This is a genomic window from Rhodococcus sp. MurmanLake-1 (assembly GCF_056945715.1).
Genome location: NZ_JBWZNF010000002.1, coordinates 471,724 through 497,714, shown reverse-complemented (window position 1 = coordinate 497,714; position 25,991 = coordinate 471,724). Strand labels below are relative to the sequence as shown.

Genomic DNA, 25,991 nt, shown 5'->3' with positions numbered 1-25,991 from the left:
TCCGAAGCTATTACTCATGTAATGGAAATGCGGAAGTCAGTGGTCGCGCAGAAATAGGAGGCGCATCAATTAGGCGCTCATCCCAATAACTGTCGCACTCCACCCACCAGAAAGACGACCTGGTCCTCGTAGAAGTCGGCAAGTCGCTCCGGCGCGAGCGGCTTGCTGCTTCCGCTCCAATCGTCCGCCCGGCTCAACGCCTGGAGGAAGCCCATCAAGGCAACCGCCCAGCGAGTCTCGAGCCTTTCGGGATCGGTAGCAGGAAAGGTACGACGGACCTGGTCGAGAAGATGATCACGAAGGTGCAGCTCGGTCGCCTCGAGGGCTGGATGGCCCGGTCGTGACATCTGCGGCTGCGAAATCTGCGTGACGATTCTGATCCATCGCATTCCCCGCGTGCGATGGCGAAGAAGCAGTGTCTTGTATGGCGCCGTGACGGCCCGCACCAACGCTTCGACCGTCGGCGGCTCCTTGTCGGCGGCTAGGGCGTCCACGTTCGCGCTGATCTGATCTCGCACCGACGTTCCCATGTCCAACAGCACCGCGGCGACCAGATCCTCCTTGGTGCCGAAATGGTAGTGGACGGACGACGGTCCGAGACCGGCCGCCGCGTTGACCGCGCGCAGCGAAACTGCATCCAATCCCTCTGTCGCGAAAAGCCGTTCAGCAGTTTTGAGCAAACGCAGACGTGTCACGTCGCCTTGACGGTTCTGCCGGGAGTCGGTCATACGAACGAGCTTCGCACGGGCTCGCCGAACTTCTCCGAAGCGCTGACCGCGGAGTCAGAGTGATTCACGGTGTGCTCGCACCCTGTTGTCGCGATCGACCCAGCCGTGGGCGCGTGCGTAGTCCACCATCGCGGAGAACTTCTGCCTCCACTGCGCGTTTCCGACCTGGGCCGCGACGGCTTGTTCCAGGTGAGCAATGTCGAGCCAGACATGATCGTCCTCGAGTTCCCCCCACGGTTCCAATGCCCGACTCAGAGTCTCGGATTGATCGTCGCCGCCTACGACGACCGAGAGACTGGTGAAGTCGTCGACCCCGTTCAGTTCGACGGTCGAGGAGGTGGGGGTGATTGTGACGTCCAGTTGCATGACCTCTTTCAACGCTCCTTCTCAAAATGCCTGGTTCAGTTGATCGACTTGGAACAACCTTAGACGACATGATTACGCCAGATAGCGTTGAGCTACAAGTGATTACCAACCTCCCACTGTGCGGGAGATTCAACTTATTGGATCAGTTGATCCATGTTAGACATCTCCATCAGAGCGAGTGATCCAAATCACTCCCCTGTCGACAGGAGATGTCATCGTGTGGTCCGCATCGTCCATCCGCTTCGGAGCCTTCCTCGCCCCGTACCATCCGCTCGACGCCGATCCCGCCCTGCAACTCAGACGCGACATCGACCTCATGACACACCTCGACCACCTCGGATTCGAAGAAGCGTGGATGGGTGAGCATCATTCGACCGGCGCCGAGATCGTGCCTGCACCGGACATGTTCATCGCGGCCGCCGCAGAGCGAACCGAGCGCATCCAGTTCGGCACAGGCGTGACGTCCCTGCCCTATCACCACCCGCTGATCACGGCCGACCGCATCACTCAGCTCGATCTGCAGACGCGCGGACGGCTCATCTTCGGCACCGGCCCCGGCAAGATTCCCCTCGATGCACACATGATGGGCATCAACCCGTCGGACCAGCGTCGCCGCCAGGGCGAAGCGCTCGAGGCCATTCTCGCGTTGCTTCGCGGCGAGGTCGTCAACATGGAAACCGACTGGTTCACGTTGCGTGACGCACGCGCACAGCTGCCCACATACCGTGCGGACGGCATCGAGACCGTGACAGCGTCGACGATTTCACCCAACGGTTCGGTGCTCGCCGGCAAGAACGGGCTCTCCCTGCTCTCACTCGCGGCGAGTTCACCCAGCGGATTCGACGCACTGGATCGCAACTGGGATGTGTACGAGAAGGTCTCGGCCGAGCACGGCCACCACGCCGACCGGGCGACGTGGCGTGTGGTCAATCCGATGTTCATCGCCGAGACCCGAGCCGAGGCCGAGCGCGCCGTGAGCCGGCGGATCGGATCGATGGCCTCCTACGTGAATCGACAGACCGGCCAGAACCCGGCCTGGGCAGATACACCTGCCGGAATCATCGACCAGTGGCGTAACGACACGCTCGGCGAGTTCGGTCAGGCGATCATCGGTACGCCCGAAGATGCGATCGCTCAGATCGAGCGTCTGATCGAGAAGACAGGAGGGTTCGGCACGTTCCTGATCCTTCACGTGGACATGGCGAGCTGGGAGGACACCAAACGCAGCTACGAATTGTTCGCCTCCGAGGTGGTCCCGCACTTCCGGAAGCGGAATGTCGGACGTCAGGCGAGCATGCAGTTCGCCGAGGACAACCGCGAATACCTGATCGGCGGGCTGGTCGGAGCGATCACCAAAGCCCATACCGACTACTACGGCCAACCGGCCGAGACGGGAGCCGTGCGCGCATGAGGGCTGTCCGATTCCAACAGGGAGAATTCGCCGTCGCCGAGATGGCCGACGCGCCGCCGTTGGCACCCCATCAGATCCGCATCGACGTCGTCGCCTGCGGAATCTGCGGCAGCGACCTGAGCATGTCGAAGGACCCGTGCCGATTCGTCGAGGTCGCACACGACGGTGGCTACCCGCTCGCCACCTTCGATCCAGACGCACCCGTGGTGCTGGGTCACGAATACGCGGGCATCGTCGCCGAGACCGGTTCTGCAGTAGACGATTTCATGATCGGTGATCGGGTGGCCGGCATCGGCTTGGCCACCGACACGGCTACCGGGATCCCGACGATCATCGGTTACTCGAACGAATACCACGGTGCGTTCGGCGATCACATCGTTGTCGACGCATTCTGGGTCCGCAAGGTTCCCGACCATCTGTCACTCGAGCACGCCACACTGGCCGAACCTCTACACGTCGGCGAGATGCATCTCCAGCAGTCCGGCCTCACCTCGGCCGATTCAGCGCTCGTCGTCGGTTGCGGCACGATCGGACTGGGTGCCATCGTCGCGGCGAAAGCGAGAGGGGCACAGATCGTCATCGCGTCCGAACCCTCCCCCAAACGCCGCGAGCTCGCCAAGAAGATGGGCGCGGACATCGTCGTCGACCCCTTCACACAGGATCCGATCGAACTGTGGAATCAGATGGTCGCCGAAGGCAACCCGCTCGTGGGCCAGGCCGCGAACGGCATCCTGATCGCCTACGAATGCAGCGGCCGGGCGGGGGTCATCGGCGAACTGATGCGCACCCTGCCGTTCAACTCGCGGATTCAGGTCCTGGCTGCGCCGTTCGGCGACGAGACCATCGTTCCCGTCATCGGGCAGTTCCGAAGGATCTCGATCAACTTCGGTCATGGCCCCTACGAGAACGCGTACGACATCACCCTTGCTCGGTTGGCCGCCGGCGAGATCGACGCCGAAGCGATCATTACCGGCCGTGTCGGGCTCGACGGAGTTTCGGACGCTTTTGCGGCTCTTCGCGCACCCGACGAGCACGTGAAGATCCTCGTCCTGCCCGCTGCAGGTCGTCCGGAATAGCGGTTGGTCCTGCTCTGTTGACGTAGGGGTGCCCGAACTCGGGCACCTCTACTTCTGGCTGTGCGAGCGTCGCCTGTTGGCGTATGCGCTCCGATACCAGGACAATGGCAGGGTTGGCGTCAGCCGACAACGCGGTGCAACGCTCTGTGGCTGCTGCGTTTGTTTCACTAGGAGGCTTCCGTGACCGACGGACCGTTGATCGTCCAATCCGACAAGACGCTGCTGTTGGAGGTCGACCACGAGCGCGCCGGCGATGCCAGGCAGGCAATCGCCCCCTTCGCGGAACTCGAACGCGCCCCCGAGCACGTCCACACGTATCGCATCACTCCCCTGGCCTTGTGGAATGCCCGCGCCGCCGGACACGACGCCGAGCAGGTTGTCGACGCTCTGGTTTCGTTCTCACGATTCGCAGTTCCGCAACCGCTGCTGGTCGACATCGTCGACACGATGGCCAGGTACGGACGCTTGCAGCTGGTCAAGAGCCCGGTGCACGGCCTCATCCTGGTCAGCCTCGACCGGGCAGTCCTCACCGAGGTGATGCGACACAAGAAGATCTCACCGATGCTCGGTGAGAAGGTCGACGACGACACCGTGATTGTCCACCCGAGCGAACGCGGCCGCCTCAAGCAGATGTTGCTCAAGGTGGGCTGGCCGGCCGAGGACCTCGCCGGCTATGTGGACGGCGAAGCGCACCCGATCGATCTCGCTTTCGAAGAGGGCCACTGGGAACTGCGCGACTACCAGCAGATGGCAGCGGATTCGTTCTGGGCCGGCGGCTCGGGCGTCGTCGTGCTGCCATGTGGCGCCGGCAAGACGATGGTGGGCGCAGCAGCCATGGCAAAGGCCAAAGCCACCACACTCATCCTCGTCACAAATACCGTCGCCGGTCGTCAGTGGAAGCGTGAGCTCATCGCCCGCACGTCGTTGACCGAGGAAGAAATCGGCGAATACTCCGGCGAGCGCAAGGAGATTCGGCCGGTCACGATCGCGACCTACCAGGTGATCACGCGTCGTACGAAGGGCGAGTACAAGCACCTCGAACTTTTCGACTCCCGAGACTGGGGACTGGTGATCTACGACGAGGTCCACTTGCTGCCCGCGCCCGTCTTCCGGATGACGGCAGACCTGCAGTCGCGCCGCCGTCTCGGCCTGACCGCAACACTGGTTCGTGAGGACGGCCGCGAAGGCGACGTCTTCTCGCTCATCGGCCCCAAGCGCTACGACGCTCCGTGGAAGGACATCGAAGCGCAGGGCTGGATCGCGCCGGCTGACTGCGTCGAGGTGCGAGTGACGATGACGGACGCCGAGCGCATGTCCTATGCCGTCGCCGAGCCGGAGGAGCGCTACAAACTGTGCTCGACGGCGCACACCAAAATTGCTGTCGTGAAGTCGATTCTGGCCAAGCACCCGGATTCACCGACCTTGGTTATCGGTGCGTATCTCGATCAGCTCGACGAACTCGGCGAAGCCCTGAACGCCCCGGTGATCAAGGGATCCACCAAGAACAAGGAACGTGAGATCCTGTTCGATCAGTTCCGCAACGGTGAGATCCAGACGCTGGTGGTGAGCAAGGTCGCGAACTTCTCGATCGACCTTCCGGAGGCGTCTGTCGCCGTGCAGGTTTCGGGAACCTTCGGATCGAGGCAGGAAGAAGCTCAGCGGCTCGGACGACTGTTGCGCCCCAAGCACGACGGCGGTCAGGCCCACTTCTATTCGGTGGTTTCCCGCGACACTCTCGATGCGGAATATGCGGCACATCGTCAGCGATTCCTCGCCGAACAGGGCTACGCCTACCGGATCACCGACGCCGATGACCTGCTCGGACCTGCAATCGGCTGAGCATTTCTGCAACACGTTGCAGAATCAAATGGACATACGTCCAGTTATCTGTAGAGTGTCCCCTGTCACAGTCGTGTCCATCGGCCGGGGGTCACCAGCACCATGCGCTCAGTTCCACGTCTACGGGGTCGGCTCGCCGGAACCATCTCGCTGCTGACTGCCGCCGTCGTCGTCGCCACGACCGGCGTCAGCGCCGCGGCACCGAGTCCTGCTCCTACCGCGCAGAACTCGGTGTACGCACTTGCGAACGGTTGCTTCGCGCTGCGCACCGAGTCTGGTGATTTCGTCCGTCGTGACGGGTCGGCGTACCTCACCGACGTAACGAAAGCCGCAGACGCCGAACCGTTCCGGCTACATGCGGCCCAGTTGGGTCGTTTCATGCTGTACGGCCCGGACGGGTCGATGCTCTCGCACGACGGCGCGGACTCGGTACTCGCCACTTCCGAAGCAACTCCCTCCACCGACTGGACCGTGATGTCCACCGGTGAATCGTTCGTTCTGACCGCGACCTCGAACGGCCGTCAACTGATCTCGCGCGATTTGATGCTCACGATGTCCGATCCCGGTGACGTTCCCGAATCTGCGTTCACGCTGATCCCGCGCGACGGCTGCGCCGACTTCCCCGAAGCGGAGGTGGGCGCAAACGGCGTTCCAGGAGAAATCGGACCGAACGGTGAAGTCACCGGATTCATCGACACACACGTGCACATGAACGCTTCCGAGTTCATGGGCGGAAACCTGCACTGCGGCCGACCTTTCGACCCTCAGGGCGTCACCGCAGCGCTCGTCGACTGCCCGGACCATCAACCCGACGGGATACCTGCGCTCCTCGAAAACGTTCTGTCGTACGGCAATCCCTTCGAAACTCACGACACCACCGGCTGGCCGAGTTTCGCCGACTGGCCGGCGCACGATTCACTGACACACGAGCAGACGTACTACAAGTGGGTCGAGCGCGCCTGGCGTGGTGGTCTGCGAATCTTCACCAATCTCTTTGTCGCCAACCGTGTGCTGTGTGAGCTGTATCCGAGTAAACGAAATCCCTGTGACGAGATGGAGACCGTCCGGATCCAGGCGCAGCAGACACGCGAACTCCAGGACTACATCGACGCCCAGTACGGCGGTCCCGGCCGGGGTTGGTTCCGCATCGTGAGCTCCCCTGAACAGGCCAGGCAGGTGGCCGCCGACGGAAAGCTGGCCGTCACCCTCGGGGTGGAGGTGTCCGAACCCTTCGGTTGCTCTGTGCGCAACGGTATTCCGCAGTGCACCGAGGACGACATCGACCGCGGCCTGGACGAGTTGTACGACCTCGGTGTTCGGCAGATGATCGTCACGCACAAGTTCGACAACGCCCTCGGCGGTGCCCGTTTCGACGGCGGCGTCACCGGAGTGGCCGTCAATATCGGCAACTACCTGGGCACCGGGGAGTTCTGGCAATCGGAACCATGCACCGGCGTTGCCGAGGACAATGTGCTGCCCACCAAGGTCGACGGCGCACAGAATCTTCTCGCGGTACTCCCACCCGGAGTGACGCTTCCGGTGTACCCCTCTGGTCCGCAATGCAATTCGCACGGCCTGACCGACCTCGGCGCATACACGATCCGAGGTTTGATGGACCGAGGGATGATCGTGGACATCGATCACATGAGCGTCAAGACCGCCGAAGCAGCCCTCGACATTCTCGAAGCAGCGAACTATTCCGGTGTTGTTTCCAGTCACAGCTGGAGCGACCCGAGCCTCTACAAGCGGATCTACGCGCTCGGCGGATTTGTCGCCCTGTACGCCGGGCAACTGGACGCATCGGACGACAAGCCCGAGGAGCGTGGGTTCATCGACCAGTGGCGCGACGCACGGACAATGCGAAGCGAGAACTACTACTTCGGTTTCGGCTACGGCGCAGACACCAACGGCTTCGGGCCGCAGGCCGCACCGCGCGGTGACGCCGCCGAAAATCCGCTCCAATATCCGTACACCGCCTTCGACGGCACCGTCATGGACCAGCAGCGCGCCGGCACCAGGGTTTTCGACGTGAACACCGACGGTGTTGCCCAGTACGGGATGATTCCCGACTGGATCGCGGACATGCGTATTGCTGCGGGCGCCGACGGTGACACGATCATCGAGGACATGAGCCGTGGCGCCGAGGCTTACCTGCAGATGTGGGAGCGCGCGCGAAACTAGCTACGCTGGTGGACGGCTCCCGGGAGATCGGGGGCCGGTCCTAGATCGTCCGGCACCACCCGAAGGATTTTTTCGTGGCTGACTTCCAGTTCACCGTCGACAAGGCCCACGCCAAGTCGGTCAACGACACACTGGCCGACGTACGCCGCCTGCAGATTTCTGCGGTGATCTTCGCGATCGTCCTCGCCGCGGTCGGAGCCTGGCTGATCAGCATGGGTGAGGTGTGGTCCATCATCATCGGCGCGGTCCTCGCCATCGGTGCGGCCAGTTCACTGTGGGTCGCCTTGTGGGCACCTCGCAAAGTGGGAAGCGTCGAATCTCTGTATGCGGACAACCCACTGGTTCCCGCGATCGTCACCGAGGTTCACCCTCGAGCGGCGACCCTGACGGCACTGATCGACATCGCGAAGCCGGCGGCCGGAGCACCGAAGTACGCGCTCGTCAGCCGCAATGTTCGACTCAATCCGAAGTGGCGAGTCGGCGACCGCATTCCGTCGGTGGCACTGCGTTCGGATCGTTCCACCCGCAGCAAGGCTGACACGTGGCAGATGGTCAGCCCCATGCCGATCGAGTGGGGAACCAAGGACTCGGCAGTGCTGGCACGCGCGATCGCAGCTGTCAGTGCGAGCGAGTGGAACTTCCTGCAGAGCCGGATCCCCGACTCCGAAGAAGTTCGCACCCACCCCGATCGCCGGGTTCTGATCAACCCGGCCGATCTTCCTGACTCCCTGCGCTAGCCCTAACGGTTACGCAAGCGCGGGCAGCACTTCCTTCTCGAACATCTCGATTCCCGACGTGTCGTACGCGGCCTCGGGGAAGTAGAAGATTCCGTACTCGAGTCCCTGCGCCTTGAGCGCCGACAGGTTCTCGATGATCTGCTCGGGTGTACCGACGGCAGGCATTCCGCGGAACGCATCGAGCGACGCATCGGCGGCAGCTTCGCCGACCAACGGCGTCAGTCTGTCCTTCAGTGTCTCCAACCGCTGAGCCACCTCGGCTTCCGTCGCGCCGATGGCCACGTTGTAGTTGGCCGAACGGACGATGGCATCGAAATCGGTACCGACGGTGTCGCAGTGCTTCTTCAGGATCTCGGACTTGTGCGCGAAGCCGGCCGGGGTGCCGTCGAAGTTTGTGTACTGCGCGTACTTGGCCGCGATCTTGAGTGTGACCTTCTCGCCGCCACCGGCAACCCAGATGGGAATTCCGCCCTCTTGCAACGGAAGTGGACGGCACAGCGCTCCGTCGACCTGGTAGTATTTGCCGTCGAGCGTCGAGCTGCCGGTCGACCACGCCTGCTGCATGATCTGGATTCCTTCGTCGAGGCGGCCCAGACGCTCACCGGCAGAGGGGAAACCGTAGCCGTACGCGCGCCACTCCTGCTCGTACCAACCGCCGCCGATACCCATCTCGACGCGTCCACCCGTGATCAGGTCGGTGGTCGCGGCGACCTTGGCGAGGTACGCCGGGTTTCGGTAACTCATGGCGGTACACATCTGGCCCAGTCGGATACGCGAGGTCGACGCACCGAGTGCGGCCATCAACGTCCACGCCTCGTGAGTCGCTTCTTCCGTCGGCTGGGGAACGGTGTGAAAGTGGTCGTAGACCCACACCGACTCCCACGGCCCCGCCTCCGCGCGCAGCGTGAAGTCTCGCATCACCTCCCACTGCTTCGCGGGGTCGATGCCGACCAGGTCCAGACGCCAGCCTTGAGGTACGAACAGTCCGAATCGCATGTAGCGAGCCTACCTACAGTTTCCCGACGCGCGACCGGGGTGACACCCGCGGAGAATAGACCGGAATGAAGCGGAACATCATCGCCGCGCCGGCGAACGAAGTCGCGCCCAGTGCGGCAAATGCCCACCCGAGCGGGAACACCGCGGCGAGAAGACCGATCGCGAGCGGCCCACCGAACATGCCCGTGTCGTGCGTCAATCGCCATGCAGCGAGGAACTCGGCGCGCTCTTCGGGTGGGGCGATATCAGCGCCGAGAGTCATGATCACGCCGTTGCCCAGTCCGTTGCCGATCCCCATCACGACAGCGACCACGGTCAATCCCACTGCGCCCGTCGAAAACGGCAACATCAGGTACGACACACCGATCACCGTCAGCGAAGGCACCGCGACCAACCTACGTCCGTATCGGTCCATGATGTGTCCGGCTGGATACGAGCACAGCAGGTCCACCGCCGCACCGATACCGAAGATCACACTCACCTGGGCTGCATCCAACCCGAGGTGTAATGCCCACAATGGAAGAACGGCCTCACGCGAAGCACGGGCGGCGCCCATCAGAAGGGAGCCTGTCCCGAGCGTCGAAAGAGCGGCACGATGACGGCGAAGGATCTCCGGGAGGGTGACGTGCCCGTGATCGCTGTTGCCCGCCTGCACCTTTCGTGGCGGGTCGGGAACGCGGGCCATCAGCGCCCCGGCGAGCACGACGCCCACCAACTGGACGAGGAATCCTCCGCGCGCTCCCACCAGGAGAATCACGCCGGCACCGATGAGCGGTCCCAGGAAGAAACCCAACCGCCACATCGCGGCGAACGACGACATTGCTCGGGCCCGAAGACCGAGTGGCACGGTCTCGGCGAGGTAGCTCTGCCGCGCAAGGCCCCACACCGCATTCGCCAGTCCGGTCAACAGTGCGCCGATACCGAGCATCCACGGAGTCTGTGCAAGCAGACAGATCACCACTCCTGTTGCACCCAAAGAACTTCCGCCGATGATCGACCTGCGCTCACCGAAACGCGACACTATCCGGCCGGCAGGGAGGTCACCGAGTACGGCACCCAAGCCACCGAGCGCAACGATCAGGCCGGCGACGGCGACCGATGCACCCAGGTCGCGCGCGGTGACGGCCATGATGGGGGCAGCCGCACCCTGACCGATCCCGAAGATGGCCGCCGGCACGAAAACCGTTGTGACCAGTGGCTTGAGTCCGGCAATCGCCGGCTGTTCCTTGGGCAGTGTTTCCGTCACGCGCTCACTTCTGCCGCGTCAGCGGCCCGCGAGAACCGGTTCGCCGGACGATCGAGGCCGTAGTGGCCCCGCAGGGTCGATTCGGTGTACTCGGTTCGGAAGAGCCCACGCGCCTGCAGAATCGGCACGACCCGGTCGACGAACACCTCGAGCCCTCCGGGCAGATAGGGCGGCATGATGTTGAAGCCGTCCGCTGCGCCCTTGTCGAACCATTCGGTCAACTCGTCCGCGACCTGCTCCGGCGTCCCGGCAAAAGTCCGATGCCCACGGCCACCGCCGAGTTTGCCGATCAATTCACGGACGGTGAGGTTTTCGCTCTCTGCAAGATCTTTGACGAGCTGGTATCGACTCTTGTTCCCTTGGATGCGATCGATGTCCGGCAACGGTGGCAGCGGGGCATCCAGAGAATGCTCGGTGAGATCGACACCCACCATGTTCGAGAGCTGGCGCAGCGAATACTCCGGAGAGATCAGGTCCGTGAACGACTGCTCCAGAGCCTTCGCTTCTTCTTCCGTATCCGCGATGAAGGGCACGATGCCCGGCAGTACCTTGATCTCGTCGGGACTACGCCCGTACTTGATCAGCCGCGCTTTGAGATCGTTGTAGAAATCCTGCCCCTGCTCGAGTGTTCGTTGAGCGGTGAACACGGCTTCGGCATACCTCGCCGCGAAATCCTTACCGCTCTCGGAGGAACCGGCCTGTACAAGCAGCGGACGTCCCTGTGGAGACCTCGGCGAATTGAGCGGGCCAGCCACCGTGAATCGTTGACCGTCGTGGTCGATGCGATGGACACGATCAGGATCGGCGAAGATTCCGGTCTCTTCGTCCAGGACAACTGCCCCCTCTTCCCAGCTGTCCCAGAGTCCGAGCGTCACGTCGAGAAACTCCTCGGCGCGCTCGTAACGACCGCTGTGCGTCGGTACCGCATCGAGGCCGAAGTTCGCGGCCTCGTCGGCGCCGGCCGACGTCACGATGTTCCACCCGCCTCGTCCGCCACTGATGTGATCGAGGGAAGCGAACTTCCTTGCGAGAGTGTACGGATCGCTGTAACTGGTCGACGCGGTTGCAATCAACCCCACCTTCTCGGTGGCCGCAGCGATCGCCGACAGCAAGGTGACGGGTTCGAAGATCGCCTGAGTGTTGTATTTGACCCGCGGACCGACTGCTAGACCGTCGGCGAAGAACACCGAGTCCAGCTTTCCACGCTCGGCGATTCTCCCCAGTTCCTGGAAGTGCTTGACGTCCAGGAGGTTGGCCGCATTTGTGCGTGGGTGGCGCCACGCCGCCTCATGATGGCCGACGCCCATCAGGAAGGCGTTCAGATGAAATTGTCGTTCGGACATGAGTTCGCAGAATCTTTCCGTGAAAGCGTGGTCAGGTGGTGACGCGCCAGCGCGAGAGCCGACGTTCGATCAGGACCAGAATCGCGTTGATTGTCAGACCCAACAACGAGATCGCGACGATGCCCGCATACATGTTCGGGATCTGGAAGTTGAGTTGGGAAGCGGTGATCAGATACCCGAGACCGGCTTTGGCCCCGACCATTTCGGCGGCGATCAGCACGAGAATCGACGACGCGGCGGCCATGCGGATACCCGTGAAGATCGTGGGAACTGCGGCGGGCAGAACCACCTTCTGGAACAGCCGAATCGAGGAGAACCCCAGCGAGGCAGCGGACTTGATCAGCAGGGGGTCCACTGTCCGCACACCGGAGATCGTGTTGAGCAGAATCGGGAAGGTGCAGGCGTAGATCACCAGGGCGATCTTCGATTCCTCACCGATTCCGAGAATCAGCACGAAGACGGGAAGCAGAGCCAAGGCTGCTGTGTTGCGGAACAATTCGAGAATCGGGTTGAGGAAGTCGGAGACCGGGCGGTACCAGGCGATCGCGATTCCCAATGGAATCGCGATCGCGATGGCCACGAAGAATCCGGTCAGCGCACGCGTCAGACTGGCCGAAACATGCTCTTGCAATTGTCCGTTCTCGGCGAGAGTGAAGAATGCGGACACAACTTCGGTGAAGGGCGGGAGGAAGACCTTGTCCACCAGCCCGAGCCGAGGTGCCGCTTCCCAGATACCGAGGAAGATCGCGATCGCAATCGACGGCTTGGCAATCCGCCAGGCGGTGGAACCAATGTAGCGCGCCGCCTTGCCGCCGGCCTGGCTCCGCTGCGCAATGTCAGGTGTTTTGTCGGCCAACGGTTTCGGGGTGGCGACCACCTCCGGCGTCGCCAATGCGCTAGACATGTGCAACCTCCTTGGCAGGATCGAGTTCGCCGGCCCGAGCGCGCTCGACTTCACCGTGCAGCAGCGTCCAGATCCGGTGCCGGAACACTCGGAACTCCTCACCTGATCGCACGTCGTCGCCGGACCGGTCGATGTCGATGTCGACGATCGTCTTGACGCGCCCCGGGCGCGAAGTCAGTACTGCAACACGTTGCCCGAGGTAGATGGCCTCGTCGATTCCGTGGGTGATGAACAGGATGGTCTTGCCGGTGGCCTTCCAGATGCGCAGAAGCTCGTCCTGCAGCGACTCTCGCGTCTGTGCGTCCAGCGCAGCAAATGGTTCGTCCATCAGCAACACTTCGGGATCGAATGCCAAGCTGCGGGCGATCGCGACTCGCTGCTTCATTCCACCGGACAACTCGTGCGGATAGCGATCCGCGAAACCTTGCAGACCGACCAGTTCGAGGTAATGCTCGGCGAGTTCGCGTCGCTCGCTCTTCTTCACGCCCTTCGCTTCGAGTCCGAACTCGATATTGTGACGTGCAGTTCGCCATGGAAGTAGCGCGTATTGCTGGAAGACGATTCCCCGATCCAAGCCTGGGCCCGTGATCTGCTTGCCGTCCAGAAGGATTCGACCGGACGTGGGTGAACTGAGTCCTCCGAGGAGGTCCAGCAGAGTCGACTTGCCGCAACCACTCGGCCCGACGAGGACCAGGAACTCCCCCGGCGCCACGTCGATGTTGATGTCCTCGACCGCGGTGAAAACTTCGTCGGTCCCACGAATGTCGAACTGTTTGGTGACGTGCTCGAGCCGTAGTTTCGGTTCTGCGCTCATTTTGCTGCCTCCAGTGCCTGTCCGTCAGCGCCGCTGTCGGGTGAATACGTTCCGTTGGCGTACGGGTTGAATTCGTTGGTGTAGATGTCCGACGGCTTCAACTTTCCTTCTTCGAGTTCGCCGTTACGGGTGAGCCAGTCGATCCACGTGCTGATCTCGGTATCGGTGATCGTTCCGCCGGGACCGGCGACTCCTGGGCTCTTCCAGTAACTGATGAGCTTGGTGTCCTCGTTGCGTCCGCGGCTGTTGATGATCGACGTCAGCTTCGCGATCACTTCTTCTCGTGGGTGCGTCTGCGTCCAGCGGATGGCCCTCGCTGTTCCCTGTACGAAATCGGCGACCGCCTCCTTGTTCTGCGCGATGTAGTCGTCACGGAACACCAACGTGCCGTAGGTGAACGAGCCGAACAGCGATTCGTCGGTGAACAGCTCGCGAAGACCACCGCGTTCGAGCGCTGAGTCACGGAAGACCGAGCCGAGGGTGGCGACATCGATCTGTCCCTGCCGCAGCGCCTGTTCCGTGTTGACCGGCGGAACGACGATCAATTCAACCTGCTTGATCTCGTCAGGCGTAAGTCCCTGCCGCGCAAGCCATTCACGGACGACGAACTCGTGGTGCGCACCGAGGGTGTTCATCCCGACCTTCTTGCCGATCAAGTCCTTCGCCGACTTGATCGGACTGTCGTCGAGTACGTAGTACCCGTTGAAGCTCTCCTTGTCGGAGCCGTAGTACCCGATGACCGAGGTGATCGGTGAACCGGCGGATGCCAACTTCACCACCGCACCGTTGAACGCTCCGCCGAACTCGGTTTGACCAGTCGCTGCGTTCTGAATGCTCTGAGGGCCGCTGGTCGTATCGCCGATCCAGTTGAGCTCCACGTCGTTGAAGTAACCGAGGTCAGCGGCCAGTTCGGGGTAGATGACCTGTCCGGTGCTGCCCTCGTACCGCAGGACGGTCTTGCCGTCGGCGGTCTTGACGACTTCGTCGGAGGAGCCCGAGCAGGCAACGGCAAGGCTGGACAGAGTGACAAAGGCGACGGCCGCGGCTACCGAGCGCGCGAAACGAGGGCGAATCATGAAGTTGCTTCCTGTAGAAGATGATTGGTTCAGTTCTCGGCTACACCTGTCCGGAGCGCCGTGTGCGGCGCTCGGCACAGGCAGGTGTGGGGAATGTCAGTTCAACGACAACAGTTGAGCGACATGAGCGGGAAAGACCGAAACACGTGAGACTCCAATGAATGTGAAGACAGAATCGAGCCGTTAGCAGTGCCGAAACCATACGTCGGCACCCACTACCTGGGTCAACGGTTACATTCATGCCGGATTTAATGTGTGAGGTCCGTATCATGAGGGCATGCTTTCGCCGACGACTGCGCAGGACTTCGAGCAACACCGTGGCCACCTGACGTCGGTGGCCTACCGTCTCACCGGAAGTTTCAGCGACGCTCAGGATGCGGTGCAGGAGGCATGGATACGCTTGCAAGTCGCACAATCGAGACAAGGAAGCGACCTCGAGATCCGGGAGCTGCGCGGATGGCTCACCACTGTTGTCGGTCGGATCTGCCTCGATCATCTCAAATCGGCCGCAGTCAGAAGAGAAAGCTATGTCGGACAGTGGCTTCCGGAGCCGATCGTCACGCCCGTCGACGCCACCGCGGGCACACCCTCAGCGACACCCGATCCGCTGGAGTACGTCGTGACGCAGGAGCAGAATCGTTTTGCAGCCCTCGTCGTCCTGGACACCCTTACTCCCGCTCAACGCGTTGCCTTCGTCCTGCATGACGGCTTCGACGTGCCCTTCGCCGAGGTTGCGCGCATCCTCGACATCGAAGTAGCCACTGCCCGTCAGTTGGCCTCGCGGGCCCGTAAAGCCGCAGCGTCGGCGCCGGTCCCGGTCAGTAGCGAGGAGCATGCTGCCGCCGTCGAGCGATTGGTGACGGCTATCGCGAGTGGAGATCTGAACGCCGTGATCGATGCACTCGATCCCGATGCCGTCCTGATCGGTGACGCAGGCGGAACGACCCGCACGGCTGTCAACATTGTGCGCGGCAGCGATCGTGTGGCGCGGTTCTACCTGGGATTGGCCCGCAAGTACGGACCGGCAGCGGTGTTCTCGATGTCACCGGTTCTCGTCAACGGACGGCTCGGCGGTGTATTCGCCGGCTCACCAGGGGATGACCAGTACCCGCAGTTCGCCGCTCGCGTTGCCGGCTTCACTGTCCGCGACGGAGTTGTGTGCGCAGCCTACGATATTGCGAATCCAGCCAAGTTCAGCGCTGTGCCGATGCTCGATCACACCGAACCCGAACGCAAGTAACGAGACTCCCATTCCTCGAGGTGTGATCTGGACACCTGCGTTCCGAACCACAGTCGGTGCAGTACATCCGATCCCAGATGATGCAATTCGGTGTGCGTCCTCCACTGCTGCGACGCCCACTCGGGTTCGTTGTGGGCGGCGTCGATCCCGGCCATCGCGCTACCTCGCAGTTCGAAGTCCAGGTCCCGTCGAAGCTCCGAAAGCTCCGACCAATTCGCCTGTGGTGCATAGTGCCTCGCGCGAATTTCGGTCAGTAGCTTGAACAGGACGCTACTCGCCCGTTCGTCGACCCAGATCAGAGTGCGTCGATGCGCACCGCGCCCCACCGTCCACAGGACCACCAACGCCACGACGACGCCGATTGCCGTCTCGAGCATGCGGCTGAGGATCAGATGTTGGACGGTCCCGTGCGCACCACCGGCCGCGCCGAGGAGAATCGCGAGGGCGGTGATGAAGATGACGGCTATCCCGTAATTCCGCACCAGGAACAGCTCGATCCCGGCCATCAGGACAGCAAGTACCGCCACCAACCACAGACCGGTCGGACTCCAGGCGTAGATGGCACCCAACAGAATCAACCCGAGGACGGTTCCGCCGATGCGGTGAATTCCGCGATAGGTGCCCAGTATTCGATCCGGTCCTTGATGAAGGACCATCGCCGCGGCGATCACCGCCCAGTCCGGGCGATCGATGCCGAGCAGGACGGTGAGGGTTCCCGCGGCCATGCAGGCAATGGACAGCCGAAGTGCCGTGACCGACGCTCGGCTGGACGGATTGCAGGCGCGGAGGAACCGATATCGGATCGTCGGATCGGGAAGAGGCGGGTGAGCCCCGACCTCGTCGACGTCGAACGCGGGGTCCGCCATGAGCTCCGGATCGTGGTCGTCGGAGATCGCTCTGGCCATCGAGATCTGCGCTCGTTCGAGTTCACGGGTCAACGGGTGGTCTTTCCCGACGATTGCGCCGCGGTAAAGGCACTGCCACGCGTCGTGCAGCCGAAGTGCTGCAGCGTGGCGTTTGTCTCGCGTGAGTTCGGGTGGGGCGTACGCCGCCTGAGCGTCCGTGTACTCCGCAACGGCCGATACGGCTGCCTGTACAGCGCTGCGTTCGACAGCTCTCGGTGCCCACAGGATTCCCGTCATCGAGACGACCACCGCGCTGATCCCACCGATTGCCGTCCACATCGCGACCTCGACCGGCGGCTGGCCGGGAGTGGCGATCACGGAGCTGATCTCGGTGGTGAGCAACAGAAAGAACGCGCCCGGTGGACCCAATCGAAGCGCGTCGACGGTGAAGGCGCAGGTCGACACCACGACGGCCATGATCAGCACGACAAAGACGAGCAGCACCGTCGGCGCTCCCTCGGCGATGGCTCGGTGGACGGGCTCACCCACTGATGCCCCGATGAAGGAGAGGATCGTCAGCGCCGTCGCGGCGATACCGACTGCCTTCCACCTGCTCCGGTACGGACGACCCTCACCGTAGATCGATGCAAATGCACCGAGGCCGACCAGGAGCGAAGCAGACCCGAATCCGAGCAGTGTGGCGATGGCCGCCGGAATCGCCAGGGCGAGGGCGACGCGAACCGCTCCGGGGTACCTGTTTCCCACCGGCGGCAATCCGAACAGGACGCTGCGCGCCGGCCGCGGAGCCGGGAGGTTGGACTCGTGACCCGCTGATGTTTCTTCGGGGTCCACTGCCCATCCTTCGCGCCGGCCTGTTCGTGTCTGTGTCCTCCCATTCTTGCGGGCGGCCGACGTGGAATTCGAGGCGGGTCCGGAGGTCGATTCGACCACCCCGTTATTGACACTCTGTCAACAGTGTGGATGATAGGTGGAGTCGGATCCGCTCGCGGGTCGCACTTCATCGATCGGGAGAATCACGATGACGCAAGGATCTACCGCAACCCGAACCACCGAACGCCGGTCCCCGTGGATGGACGACGAATTGGAGGCCGTGGCCGACCTGGCAAGGAACTTCTTCGCCAAACACGTCACACCGCATCAGAAACGCTTCGCGTCCCAGGGTTTTCCCGACAAATCCGCATATCGGGAACTCGGGACGCTCGGGCTCGCCGGCATGTCGATCCCCACCGAGTACGGCGGCGGAGGAGGAACGTTTGCGCACGACGCCGTGCTGTTCCACGAGCAGGTCATGGCGGGTGATCATTCACTCCAACTCGGCGTGCACTCGGGAATCGTGCCGCACTACCTCAATGCCTACGCCGATCACGAGCACAAACTGCGCTGGCTACCGAAGCTGGTGAGCGGCGAGTGGGTGGGCGCAATCGCCATGACCGAGCCCGGCACCGGATCCGACTTGCAGAACATCACCACCCGCGCCGTCCGCGACGGTGACGACTATCTGATCAGCGGCGCAAAGACATTCATCTCCAACGGTCGCAATTGTGATCTGGTGATCATTGCCGCCAAGACCGATCCCGGCCTCGGAGCGCGTGGAGTGTCGCTCATCGTGGCCGAGGTCGATGACAACACACCGGGTTTCGAGCGCGGGCGAATACTCGAGAAGGTCGGACAGAAGGGCCAGGACACCACCGAGCTGTTCTTCGACCGCTTGCGGGTGCCTGCAACAAACCTGCTCGGGGACCGCGAAGGCACAGGGTTTGCCCAGCTGATGCAGCAGCTACTGCCTGAACGATTGATCTGCGGAGTTGCAGCCACTGCGGCAATGGAGCGTGCCGTCGCCCTCACCGTCGAGTACACCAAATCCCGAAACATGTTCGGGCAAACGCTCTTCGATCTGCAGAACACCCGCTTCGAACTTGCCGAGTGTGCGTCCATCGCTCGTATCTCACGAACGTTCATCGACGACTGCATCGTCAAATACCTTGCCGGGCAGCTCGATGCGACTACCGCCGCGATGGCCAAGTACTGGCTCACCGACCAGCAGTGCGCCGTGATCGACCGCTGCGTGCAACTACACGGCGGGTACGGCTACATACTCGAATATCCCATCGCTCAGATGTACGCCGACGCTCGTATTCAGCGAATCTACGCCGGATCGAACGAAGTCATGAAGGACCTCGTGGCGAGATCACTCTGAGCAATCAGGAATCCGCCTCGCACGCCGGCAGAACGTCACGCACGATGGCGAGCAAACTGCGTACCAGCAGAAGGTGCACCTGTACGCGGTCGAGCGCTCCCGTCACCAACCACTGCTTACTGGCGGCCTTCGCCAATCCTCCGTACGCCACGATCATCGAATGAACAGCAGCCTCGCTGCCTTCACTCGGTCGAATCTCGAGCGCATCCATCATCCGTCGCGCAGCAACGTCGTCAGCGTCCTGCAGGATCCGATCCATCTCGGGATCACGGCGGAGGTCGTCGGACATGACTGTCGAGATCCACATGTCGCGATGACGCCAGGCGACGTCGAGCCACCGATCGATCACGGCGCCGATCCGCTTCTCCTGGCTCGCCGATCGCGGAATGCGGTCCACCGCCACTTCGGGAATGAAGACGAATCGCCGCACGACGTCGAGGTACAACTCCCGCTTGGAGCCGAAGTAATGATTGAGCAGCGGACGACCGACCCCGGCCGCCTTGGCCAACTCGGTCATCGAGACGTCGGCAAAAGACTTCTCCTCGAAAACCTTTGCCGCGCTGACAATGATCTGCTCACGCCGGTCTTCAGGACCGAGACGCTTTCCGCTTGTGGCCGACGCGGACGTCATTCTTTTCTCGCGGGCGTGCTGTTGACCGTCGCCTGCGCTTCGACCATGAGCGAAATGTGTTCCACCAAACGCTTACGAGAGATCTTGGAGGACGGGGTGTGCGCCTGATAGATGAACGCGAGGGCACCGAACAGCCCCACCGAATTGAGTTCGGAGTTCGCGGAGTCGGTTGCCTCGCCGCCGTACATCAGCTCGAGCGACGCGGAGATCGGATTGGTGAACTCCGCCATCAATTCTCGCCCTCGATCCCACAGCGCAGGTTCCGCCTGGGATTCGACGAACATGATGCGTCCACGGCGCGGATCCTTGAATACGTAGGTGGTGAAGGCCTTCACCACGTGACGGATCAGCGCCGACGGTTCGGAAGGTGCCGCCTCGAGAGCGTCCAGAATAGTGTCACGCGCCCCGAGAACGACCTCGTCGAGCACGGCGACCAGCAGTTCGTCACGATTGGCGAAGCTCTCGTAGAAGTACCGTTCGGTCAGCGCAGCCTCGCGGCAGGTCGCACGCATGGTCGCGGCGGCCGCACCCTCGGTGCCCATGATCTGCAACCCGGCTTCGATCAGCTGTGCCCGGCGCGCGGCGCGGCGATCTTCTGGTTCCTGCCCACGCCACCTGCGCGGGCCGGTGCGCCGAGCCTCGGTATCCGTCATGTCCCCATGTTCTCACTGACCGGCAGTGCTCTCGACCTCAGGTTATCGCGGCGACCTCGGCAAGCGAACTGACATCGCACGATGTCAATCAATTCAATTCTGACATCAATCGCTGTTGACATCACTTGATGTCAGACTTACTCTTCGTTCAGTTGTTCACGCACCAATCAGGAGGCGTCACACATGGTCGACATCGACCCAACCTCGGGGCCATCGGCCGGTGACGAGGAAACTCGAACTCGCCGAACACGAGTCGTCGTCATCGGAGCCGGTTTCGGCGGCATCGGAACGGCTGTCCGCTTGAAGCAGTCCGGGATCGACGACTTCGTCGTTCTGGAACGTGCCGCGGAGCCCGGGGGGACCTGGCAGGTCAATACCTACCCCGGTGCACAGTGCGACATCCCGTCGATTCTGTACTCGTTCTCGTTTGCGCCCAATCCGAACTGGACGCGGCTGTATCCGCTACAGCCCGAGATCTACGACTATCTCCGGGATTGCGTCCATCGCTTCGGACTGGCCGGTCATTTCCACTGCAACCAGGACGTGACAGAAGCTTCGTGGGACGAGCAAGCCCAGATCTGGCGGATACACGCTGCGGAAACCGTCTGGGAGGCACAGTTCCTGGTCGCGGCCACCGGCCCGTTCAGTGCCCCCGCCACACCCGACCTTCCCGGGCTCGAATCGTTTCGTGGTCAGATGTTCCACACCGCGGACTGGAACCACGACCACGACCTTCGCGGTGAGCGGATAGCCGTGGTCGGCACCGGCGCCTCTGCGGTGCAGATCATCCCCAGACTGCAACCGCTCGCGGACACGTTGACCGTGTTCCAGCGGACACCGACGTGGATCCTGCCGCATCCGGATCAGCCGATGACCGGCTGGCCAAGCGCTCTCTTCGAGCGGGTGCCGCTCACCCAACGACTGGCACGCAAGGGACTCGACCTGCTTCAAGAAGCCCTGGTACCCGGATTCGTGTACAAGCCGTCACTTCTCAAAGGGCTGGCCGCACTCGGCCGAGCACACCTTCGCCGGCAGGTGCGGGACCCGGATCTTCGCGCAAAGCTGCTCCCCCACTACGCATTCGGATGCAAGCGTCCGACGTTCTCGAACACCTACTATCCCGCGCTGGCGTCACCCAATGTGGAGGTGGTGACGGACGGAATCGTCGAGGTGCAGGAGCGCGGAGTTCTCACCGCGGATGGCGCCTTCCGGGAAGTCGACACCATAGTCATGGGAACCGGCTTTCGGATGGGAGACAACCCGTCGTTCGACATCATCCGAGGCCAGGACGGCCGCAGCCTCGCACAGACGTGGAACGGCAGTGCCGAGGCCTTCCTCGGCACCACTATCAGCGGTTTTCCGAACTTCTTCATGATCCTCGGCCCCAATTCCGTGGTCTACACCTCACAGGTCGTCACGATCGAAGCCCAGGTCGAGTACATCGTGAGCTGCATTCTTCAAATGGACGAGCGCGGCATCGGCAGCATCGACGTCCGCGCAGACGTGCAACGCGAGTTCGTACGCGCGACAGACCGCCGACTCGCCACCAGCGTGTGGAACGCCGGTGGGTGCAGTAGTTACTACCTCGTCGACGGCGGTCGCAACTACACCTTCTATCCCGGATTCAACCGATCATTCCGGGCCAGGACCAAACGAGCCGACCTCGCTCACTACGCGCAGGTACAACCCGTCTCGTCCGCAGCACTCACCACTGCTCGAGAAACCGTGAGGAGCCGATAATGCTCGGCATCAACGCCTTCCGAGGCACACCCGTCGTCGCACCGTCCGGCGCTCGCCGCTACACCGACGAAGCACATGCGATCGCCGCCCGTGACGTCGAATTCGACTGGGACGGCGTACCACTGCATTACGTGCCGAACGAACCGATGGTCACCCACGTCATCAACTTCATGCATCTCGTGTTACCCGAAGGAGAGCGGGCCATGTCCGCAACGCTCGCCGAAGCACTCCCGCTCATCGAAGACACTCGCCTGCACGAAGAGGTGGTGGGATTCGTCGGCCAGGAAGCAACACACGCGTCGTCGCACAAAGGTGCACGCGAGCATCTTGCGGACCTCGGCATGGACATGAAACCGATGTCACGCCGGATGGACTGGCTCGTGGACAAGATATTGGGCGACAAAGGATTGACCGGAAAAGCCAAGCACGCCTGGCTCTGTGAACGTCTCGGCTTGTTTGCCGCCATGGAGCACTACACGGCAGTGGTCGGGGAATGGCTGCTCACCGATCCCGCCCTCGAAGATGCCGGCATGCACCCGATGATGCTCGACATGGTGAAGTGGCACGGCGCCGAGGAAGTCGAACACCGCAACGTAGCCTTCGACGCCTACATGTACGTGGACGGCAGCTACGCCAGACGTGTTCGCACGGCGCTGCTGGCCAGCTTCACGTTGTTCGTGCTGTTCATCGCCTCGATGAACTACCTGTTCCGACAGGACCCGTCCGCGACGAAAGGCCGACTGTGGCCTCTCCAACTGATAAGCGCCACCCGTCGTGGCCTGGTACCCAACATGAAATTCCTGATCACCGAGATTCCTCCGTATCTGCGGCCGAGCTTCCATCCTTCCCAGATCGGGGACATGGACGTCGCCATGCGTTACCTCGCTCGCTCGCCTGCTGCCAATCGTTCTTCCGAAGCGAGCGCAGGATGAACAAGACGACTGCCGACAGTTCCCACGACGCACCCGACTTCACACCGACCCGGTCGTTGAGGTTTGCCGCGCAAGCCACCGGCGCATACCGCCGAATCTTTGCAGCAAGTCCAGCAGCGCACATACTTTCGCGCCCCAGCCCGGTCCGCTACAGCGGGTTCGACATGACTCTGGACGTGAAGTCCGTCCGGTCAGAGTGCGACGACGTCCTGAGTGTCACCTTGACCCCGAGGGAAGGAATCACCCTTCCGTCGTGGATTCCCGGCGCCCACCTCGACATCTTTCTCCCCTCGGGAAGGCAACGACAGTATTCGCTGTGCGGCGACCCCGACGACTTGTCCTCGTATCGGATCGCCGTCCGGAGGATCGACGAGGGTGGGGGCGGCTCGCGCGAGATACACGAGTCGCTGAAACCCGGCATGGTTGTGGACGTCCGAGGGCCACGCAACGCATTTCCGTTTGTCGCGGCTCCGTCGTACCTCTTTGTTGCGGGCGGAATCGGGATCACTCCGCTCCTTCCCATGGTGCAACGTTGTCACCGCCGCGGAATCCCATGGCGTTTGGATTATCTCGGACGAACTCGGACGGCCATGCCATTTCTCGACGAGATCGAGGAATACTCCAGCGGCCGGGTAACCATCCGACCGGACGACGAGTTGGGCCCGACGGATATCGAAACACTGGTCGCTGCTGCGGATCCCGGTGCCGCGGTGTACACGTGCGGACCGGCGCCGCTGATGAACATGGTGCGCGCGGCGACCTTCGCCGGCAATCCGACCGGATCGGTGCACAGCGAGAGGTTCTCCCCACTCCCGGTAGTCGACGGCAAGGAGTTCACGGTGCATCTGGCGCGCACCGGTCTCACCGTCGATGTGGGCGAGTCCGAAAGTGCTTTGGCTGCGATACGACGTGCACTTCCCGGAGTCGCGTATTCCTGCCAACAGGGCTTCTGCGGTACGTGCAAGGTTCGGGTGCTCTCAGGGAGCGTCGATCATCGAGACACCTTGCTCACCGAATCCGAACGTGCCGATTCGATGTTGACCTGTCGATCACGTTCCACCGGTGCTTCTTTGGTGGTGGACCTGTGAGGGGAGAATTCTCTCTTGCGGCAGCCGACGCAGACTTCGTCCGATCCGCGCCGCTGGTGATCACTCACCGGATCGAATCCGAAGCGACGTGCGAAAGCTTGTGGCAGACGTTGACCGCGGACGGAGCGCTCACGTCGTGGGCGCGCGGGATCACCGGAGCCGACTGGACCTCGGCCAGACCATTCGGCATCGGGACTACCCGAACCGTGCGCGCCGGCGCTTTTGCTGCACTGAACGAGAGATTCTTCCGCTGGGACGAGGGGCACCGAATGACGTTCTACGTGGAGTCGGCGTCACTGCCGGGGTTCAAACGCTTCGCCGAAGATCTGGTGCTGGAACCGACTTCGACTGGCAGCCGCCTCACCTGGACGTTCGCTGTCCAAGCGCAGCCGTTGTTCGCCCCGATTCTGTCTCTGTCCCGACCGATCCTCGAACGCGTCACTCGCAGCTGGGCCGACGGCGCCGTTCACCACACACTTCAAGGAACTCCACGATGACGGCGACCGAGATCGACACGACTACACAGGCGTCCGACGACACGGTGACACAGGCAGTGCGCGACGCCCGAACTGCTTCCGAGTGGTGGGCAGAACTGACATTCGAGCAACGCGCTCGTCGACTGGATCGGTGGCGTGGAATCATCGCTCGTCGAGCATCCGAACTCGCCGACGTCGTGCACCGGGACATGGGCAAGCCGCACCCTGACGCGATGCTCGAAATCGCCATGGCACTCGAACATCTCGCGTGGGCGTCGAAGAATGCCCGAAAGGTATTGGGCAGGCGCAGCGTCCGCTCCAGTTTGTTGACGGTCAATCAGGCCGCCTCGGTGGAGTATCGACCTCTCGGGGTGATCGGTGTGATCGGTCCGTGGAACTATCCGGTCTTCACCCCGCTCGGTTCGCTCTCGTTCTCGCTGGCTGCAGGCAATGCCGTGGTCTACAAGCCGAGTGAGTTCGCCCCGGCAGTCGGGCAATGGTTGGTCCGAGCGTTTGCCGAGGTCGTCCCTGAACATCCTGTGCTGCAAGTTGTCACAGGCGACGGTTCGGTCGGCGCGGCACTGTGCCTGGCCGGTGTCGACAAGATCGGGTTCACCGGATCGACCGCGACGGGCAAGAAAGTCATGGCAGCGTGCGCCGAGACCCTCACACCGGTGTTGATGGAATGTGGCGGTAAGGACGCGCTCATCCTTGATGCCGACGGAAATGTTGGTGCCGCCGCGGATGCTGCGGTGTGGGGCGCATTGTCCAACTCCGGTCAAACCTGTCTGGGCGTCGAGCGTGTATACGTGCACGAACAGGTATACGACGAGTTTATCGACAAGACAATCACTTTGGCTGCCCGAGTTCGTGCGGGCCCGGGGGCCGAAGACAAGATCGGTCCGATCACCATGCCCTCGCAAGTGGCTGTAATCCGGCGCCACATCGTCGACGCGGTGTCTCGAGGTGGACGTGTCGTTCTCGGAGGGCTCGGCTCGATCTCCGGCCAGTATGTGCAACCGACCATCATGGTCGACGTCCCCGAAGACAGCCTCGCCGTCACGGAGGAAACTTTCGGCCCGACGATGACGATCACCAAGGTCGCCTCGATAGACGAGGCGGTGGAGTTGGTCAATGCGTCGCCATATGCATTGGGAGCAAGCGTGTTCGGCAAGGATGGAGTGGCTGTTGCCGATCGGCTCCGATCCGGAGGAGCGTCGGTGAACTCTTACGTGATGTATGCCGCGGTTCCCAACCTGCCACTGGGTGGGGTCGGAGCATCTGGTTTCGGACGCGTTCACGGCCCAGATGGTCTGAAGGAGTTCACCTATGCCCGGTCGATGACCAGGCAACGATTCCGTTCGCCCCTACCACTGACGACGTTTCGACGGACCGCCCGAATCGACTGGCTGGTCAAGGTTCTCATCCGCGCTCTACACGGAAGGCACTGA

General features: G+C 62.4%; 23 protein-coding genes. 12 read left to right on the top strand and 11 right to left on the bottom strand.

The genetic code is table 11. The features are described from left to right. Nucleotides 1-77 precede the first annotated feature (77 nt). On the bottom strand, nt 78-728 hold the full coding sequence (locus AC2ETI_RS08710) for a TetR/AcrR family transcriptional regulator (protein ID WP_092763021.1): 651 nt from the start codon (nt 726-728) through the stop codon (nt 78-80). 54 nt (nt 729-782) lie between these two features. After that, nucleotides 783-1,094 (bottom strand): hypothetical protein, encoded by a 312-nt coding sequence (locus AC2ETI_RS08705; RefSeq protein WP_020970497.1) that lies wholly within the window; start codon nt 1,092-1,094, stop codon nt 783-785. A gap of 217 nt (nt 1,095-1,311) precedes the next feature. On the opposite strand from AC2ETI_RS08705, the gene AC2ETI_RS08700 reads away from it, so the two are divergent. The 5 genes from AC2ETI_RS08700 (at nt 1,312) to AC2ETI_RS08680 (ending at nt 8,338) form a co-directional block, all read left to right on the top strand. Next, nucleotides 1,312-2,505 (top strand): LLM class flavin-dependent oxidoreductase, encoded by a 1,194-nt coding sequence (locus AC2ETI_RS08700; RefSeq protein ID WP_020908805.1) that lies wholly within the window; start codon nt 1,312-1,314, stop codon nt 2,503-2,505. Continuing rightward, nucleotides 2,502-3,581 carry an alcohol dehydrogenase catalytic domain-containing protein gene (locus AC2ETI_RS08695; protein ID WP_279163603.1) on the top strand — a complete coding sequence of 360 codons (1,080 nt, stop codon included), beginning with the start codon at nt 2,502-2,504 and terminating at the stop codon, nt 3,579-3,581. Before AC2ETI_RS08700 ends, AC2ETI_RS08695 begins: the two co-directional genes overlap by 4 nt. A gap of 180 nt (nt 3,582-3,761) precedes the next feature. After that, nucleotides 3,762-5,420 (top strand): DNA repair helicase XPB, encoded by a 1,659-nt coding sequence (locus tag AC2ETI_RS08690; protein ID WP_019744947.1) that lies wholly within the window; start codon nt 3,762-3,764, stop codon nt 5,418-5,420. A gap of 102 nt (nt 5,421-5,522) precedes the next feature. Continuing rightward, a complete protein-coding gene (locus AC2ETI_RS08685) occupies nt 5,523-7,601 on the top strand; it encodes a peptidase (protein WP_483633790.1) in 2,079 nt (692 codons plus the stop codon). 74 nt (nt 7,602-7,675) lie between these two features. Next, nucleotides 7,676-8,338 (top strand): DUF3239 domain-containing protein, encoded by a 663-nt coding sequence (locus AC2ETI_RS08680; protein ID WP_020970500.1) that lies wholly within the window; start codon nt 7,676-7,678, stop codon nt 8,336-8,338. Nucleotides 8,339-8,347: 9 nt separating this feature from the next. Here the strand turns inward: AC2ETI_RS08680 and AC2ETI_RS08675 are convergent, their stop codons facing one another. From AC2ETI_RS08675 to AC2ETI_RS08650, 6 genes are read right to left on the bottom strand one after another with little or no spacing between them, the layout of a single operon-like run. Then, complete coding sequence (locus AC2ETI_RS08675) at nt 8,348-9,334, bottom strand: LLM class F420-dependent oxidoreductase (RefSeq protein WP_020970501.1); 987 nt, start codon at nt 9,332-9,334, stop codon at nt 8,348-8,350. 13 nt (nt 9,335-9,347) lie between these two features. Then, complete coding sequence (locus AC2ETI_RS08670; protein ID WP_021332205.1) at nt 9,348-10,580, bottom strand: MFS transporter; 1,233 nt, start codon at nt 10,578-10,580, stop codon at nt 9,348-9,350. Then, entirely contained in the window at nt 10,577-11,923 is a 1,347-nt protein-coding gene (locus tag AC2ETI_RS08665) for an LLM class flavin-dependent oxidoreductase (RefSeq protein ID WP_019744952.1), read from the bottom strand. The genes AC2ETI_RS08670 and AC2ETI_RS08665 overlap by 4 nt, the downstream gene beginning before the upstream one ends. Before the next feature lie 31 nt (nt 11,924-11,954). After that, nucleotides 11,955-12,827 (bottom strand): ABC transporter permease, encoded by an 873-nt coding sequence (locus AC2ETI_RS08660; RefSeq protein ID WP_030535349.1) that lies wholly within the window; start codon nt 12,825-12,827, stop codon nt 11,955-11,957. Then, nucleotides 12,820-13,641: an ABC transporter ATP-binding protein gene (locus AC2ETI_RS08655; RefSeq protein WP_483633789.1), complete on the bottom strand. Its 822-nt coding sequence runs from the start codon at nt 13,639-13,641 to the stop codon at nt 12,820-12,822. Before AC2ETI_RS08655 ends, AC2ETI_RS08660 begins: the two co-directional genes overlap by 8 nt. Next, the gene (locus AC2ETI_RS08650) at nt 13,638-14,717 is read right to left on the bottom strand and encodes an ABC transporter substrate-binding protein (protein WP_019744955.1); all 1,080 of its coding nucleotides are present in this window, start codon (nt 14,715-14,717) and stop codon (nt 13,638-13,640) included. Before AC2ETI_RS08650 ends, AC2ETI_RS08655 begins: the two co-directional genes overlap by 4 nt. Before the next feature lie 277 nt (nt 14,718-14,994). Between AC2ETI_RS08650 and AC2ETI_RS08645 the strand changes: the two genes are divergently transcribed. Next, complete coding sequence (locus tag AC2ETI_RS08645; RefSeq protein WP_019744956.1) at nt 14,995-15,957, top strand: sigma-70 family RNA polymerase sigma factor; 963 nt, start codon at nt 14,995-14,997, stop codon at nt 15,955-15,957. Here the strand turns inward: AC2ETI_RS08645 and AC2ETI_RS08640 are convergent. Next, the gene (locus AC2ETI_RS08640; protein ID WP_029256036.1) at nt 15,933-17,654 is read right to left on the bottom strand and encodes an FUSC family protein; all 1,722 of its coding nucleotides are present in this window, start codon (nt 17,652-17,654) and stop codon (nt 15,933-15,935) included. The two genes, AC2ETI_RS08645 and AC2ETI_RS08640, sit on opposite strands and share 25 nt — an antisense overlap. Before the next feature lie 187 nt (nt 17,655-17,841). On the opposite strand from AC2ETI_RS08640, the gene AC2ETI_RS08635 reads away from it, so the two are divergent. Then, on the top strand, nt 17,842-19,020 hold the full coding sequence (locus tag AC2ETI_RS08635) for an acyl-CoA dehydrogenase family protein (RefSeq protein WP_020908816.1): 1,179 nt from the start codon (nt 17,842-17,844) through the stop codon (nt 19,018-19,020). Nucleotides 19,021-19,024: 4 nt separating this feature from the next. On the opposite strand, the gene AC2ETI_RS08630 is transcribed toward AC2ETI_RS08635, so the two are convergent. Together AC2ETI_RS08630 and AC2ETI_RS08625 are read right to left on the bottom strand one after the other, a co-directional pair. Next, entirely contained in the window at nt 19,025-19,651 is a 627-nt protein-coding gene (locus tag AC2ETI_RS08630; RefSeq protein ID WP_483633788.1) for a TetR/AcrR family transcriptional regulator, read from the bottom strand. Further along, nucleotides 19,648-20,304, bottom strand: a complete 657-nt coding sequence (locus AC2ETI_RS08625) for a TetR/AcrR family transcriptional regulator (protein WP_020908817.1) — start codon at nt 20,302-20,304, stop codon at nt 19,648-19,650. The genes AC2ETI_RS08630 and AC2ETI_RS08625 overlap by 4 nt, the downstream gene beginning before the upstream one ends. A 183-nt stretch (nt 20,305-20,487) precedes the next feature. On the opposite strand from AC2ETI_RS08625, the gene AC2ETI_RS08620 reads away from it, so the two are divergent. Genes AC2ETI_RS08620 through AC2ETI_RS08600 form a run of 5 tightly spaced genes read left to right on the top strand, consistent with a single transcriptional unit; the run spans nt 20,488 to nt 25,991 of the window. Next, on the top strand, nt 20,488-22,044 hold the full coding sequence (locus AC2ETI_RS08620; RefSeq protein WP_042952734.1) for a flavin-containing monooxygenase: 1,557 nt from the start codon (nt 20,488-20,490) through the stop codon (nt 22,042-22,044). Continuing rightward, on the top strand, nt 22,044-22,976 hold the full coding sequence (locus AC2ETI_RS08615) for a metal-dependent hydrolase (RefSeq protein WP_483633787.1): 933 nt from the start codon (nt 22,044-22,046) through the stop codon (nt 22,974-22,976). The genes AC2ETI_RS08620 and AC2ETI_RS08615 overlap by 1 nt, the downstream gene beginning before the upstream one ends. Beyond that, entirely contained in the window at nt 22,973-24,064 is a 1,092-nt protein-coding gene (locus tag AC2ETI_RS08610) for a PDR/VanB family oxidoreductase (protein WP_020908820.1), read from the top strand. Before AC2ETI_RS08615 ends, AC2ETI_RS08610 begins: the two co-directional genes overlap by 4 nt. After that, nucleotides 24,061-24,561, top strand: coding sequence for an SRPBCC family protein (locus AC2ETI_RS08605; protein ID WP_483633786.1), 501 nt, complete (start codon nt 24,061-24,063; stop codon nt 24,559-24,561). Before AC2ETI_RS08610 ends, AC2ETI_RS08605 begins: the two co-directional genes overlap by 4 nt. Next, complete coding sequence (locus AC2ETI_RS08600) at nt 24,558-25,991, top strand: aldehyde dehydrogenase family protein (protein WP_483633785.1); 1,434 nt, start codon at nt 24,558-24,560, stop codon at nt 25,989-25,991. The genes AC2ETI_RS08605 and AC2ETI_RS08600 overlap by 4 nt, the downstream gene beginning before the upstream one ends.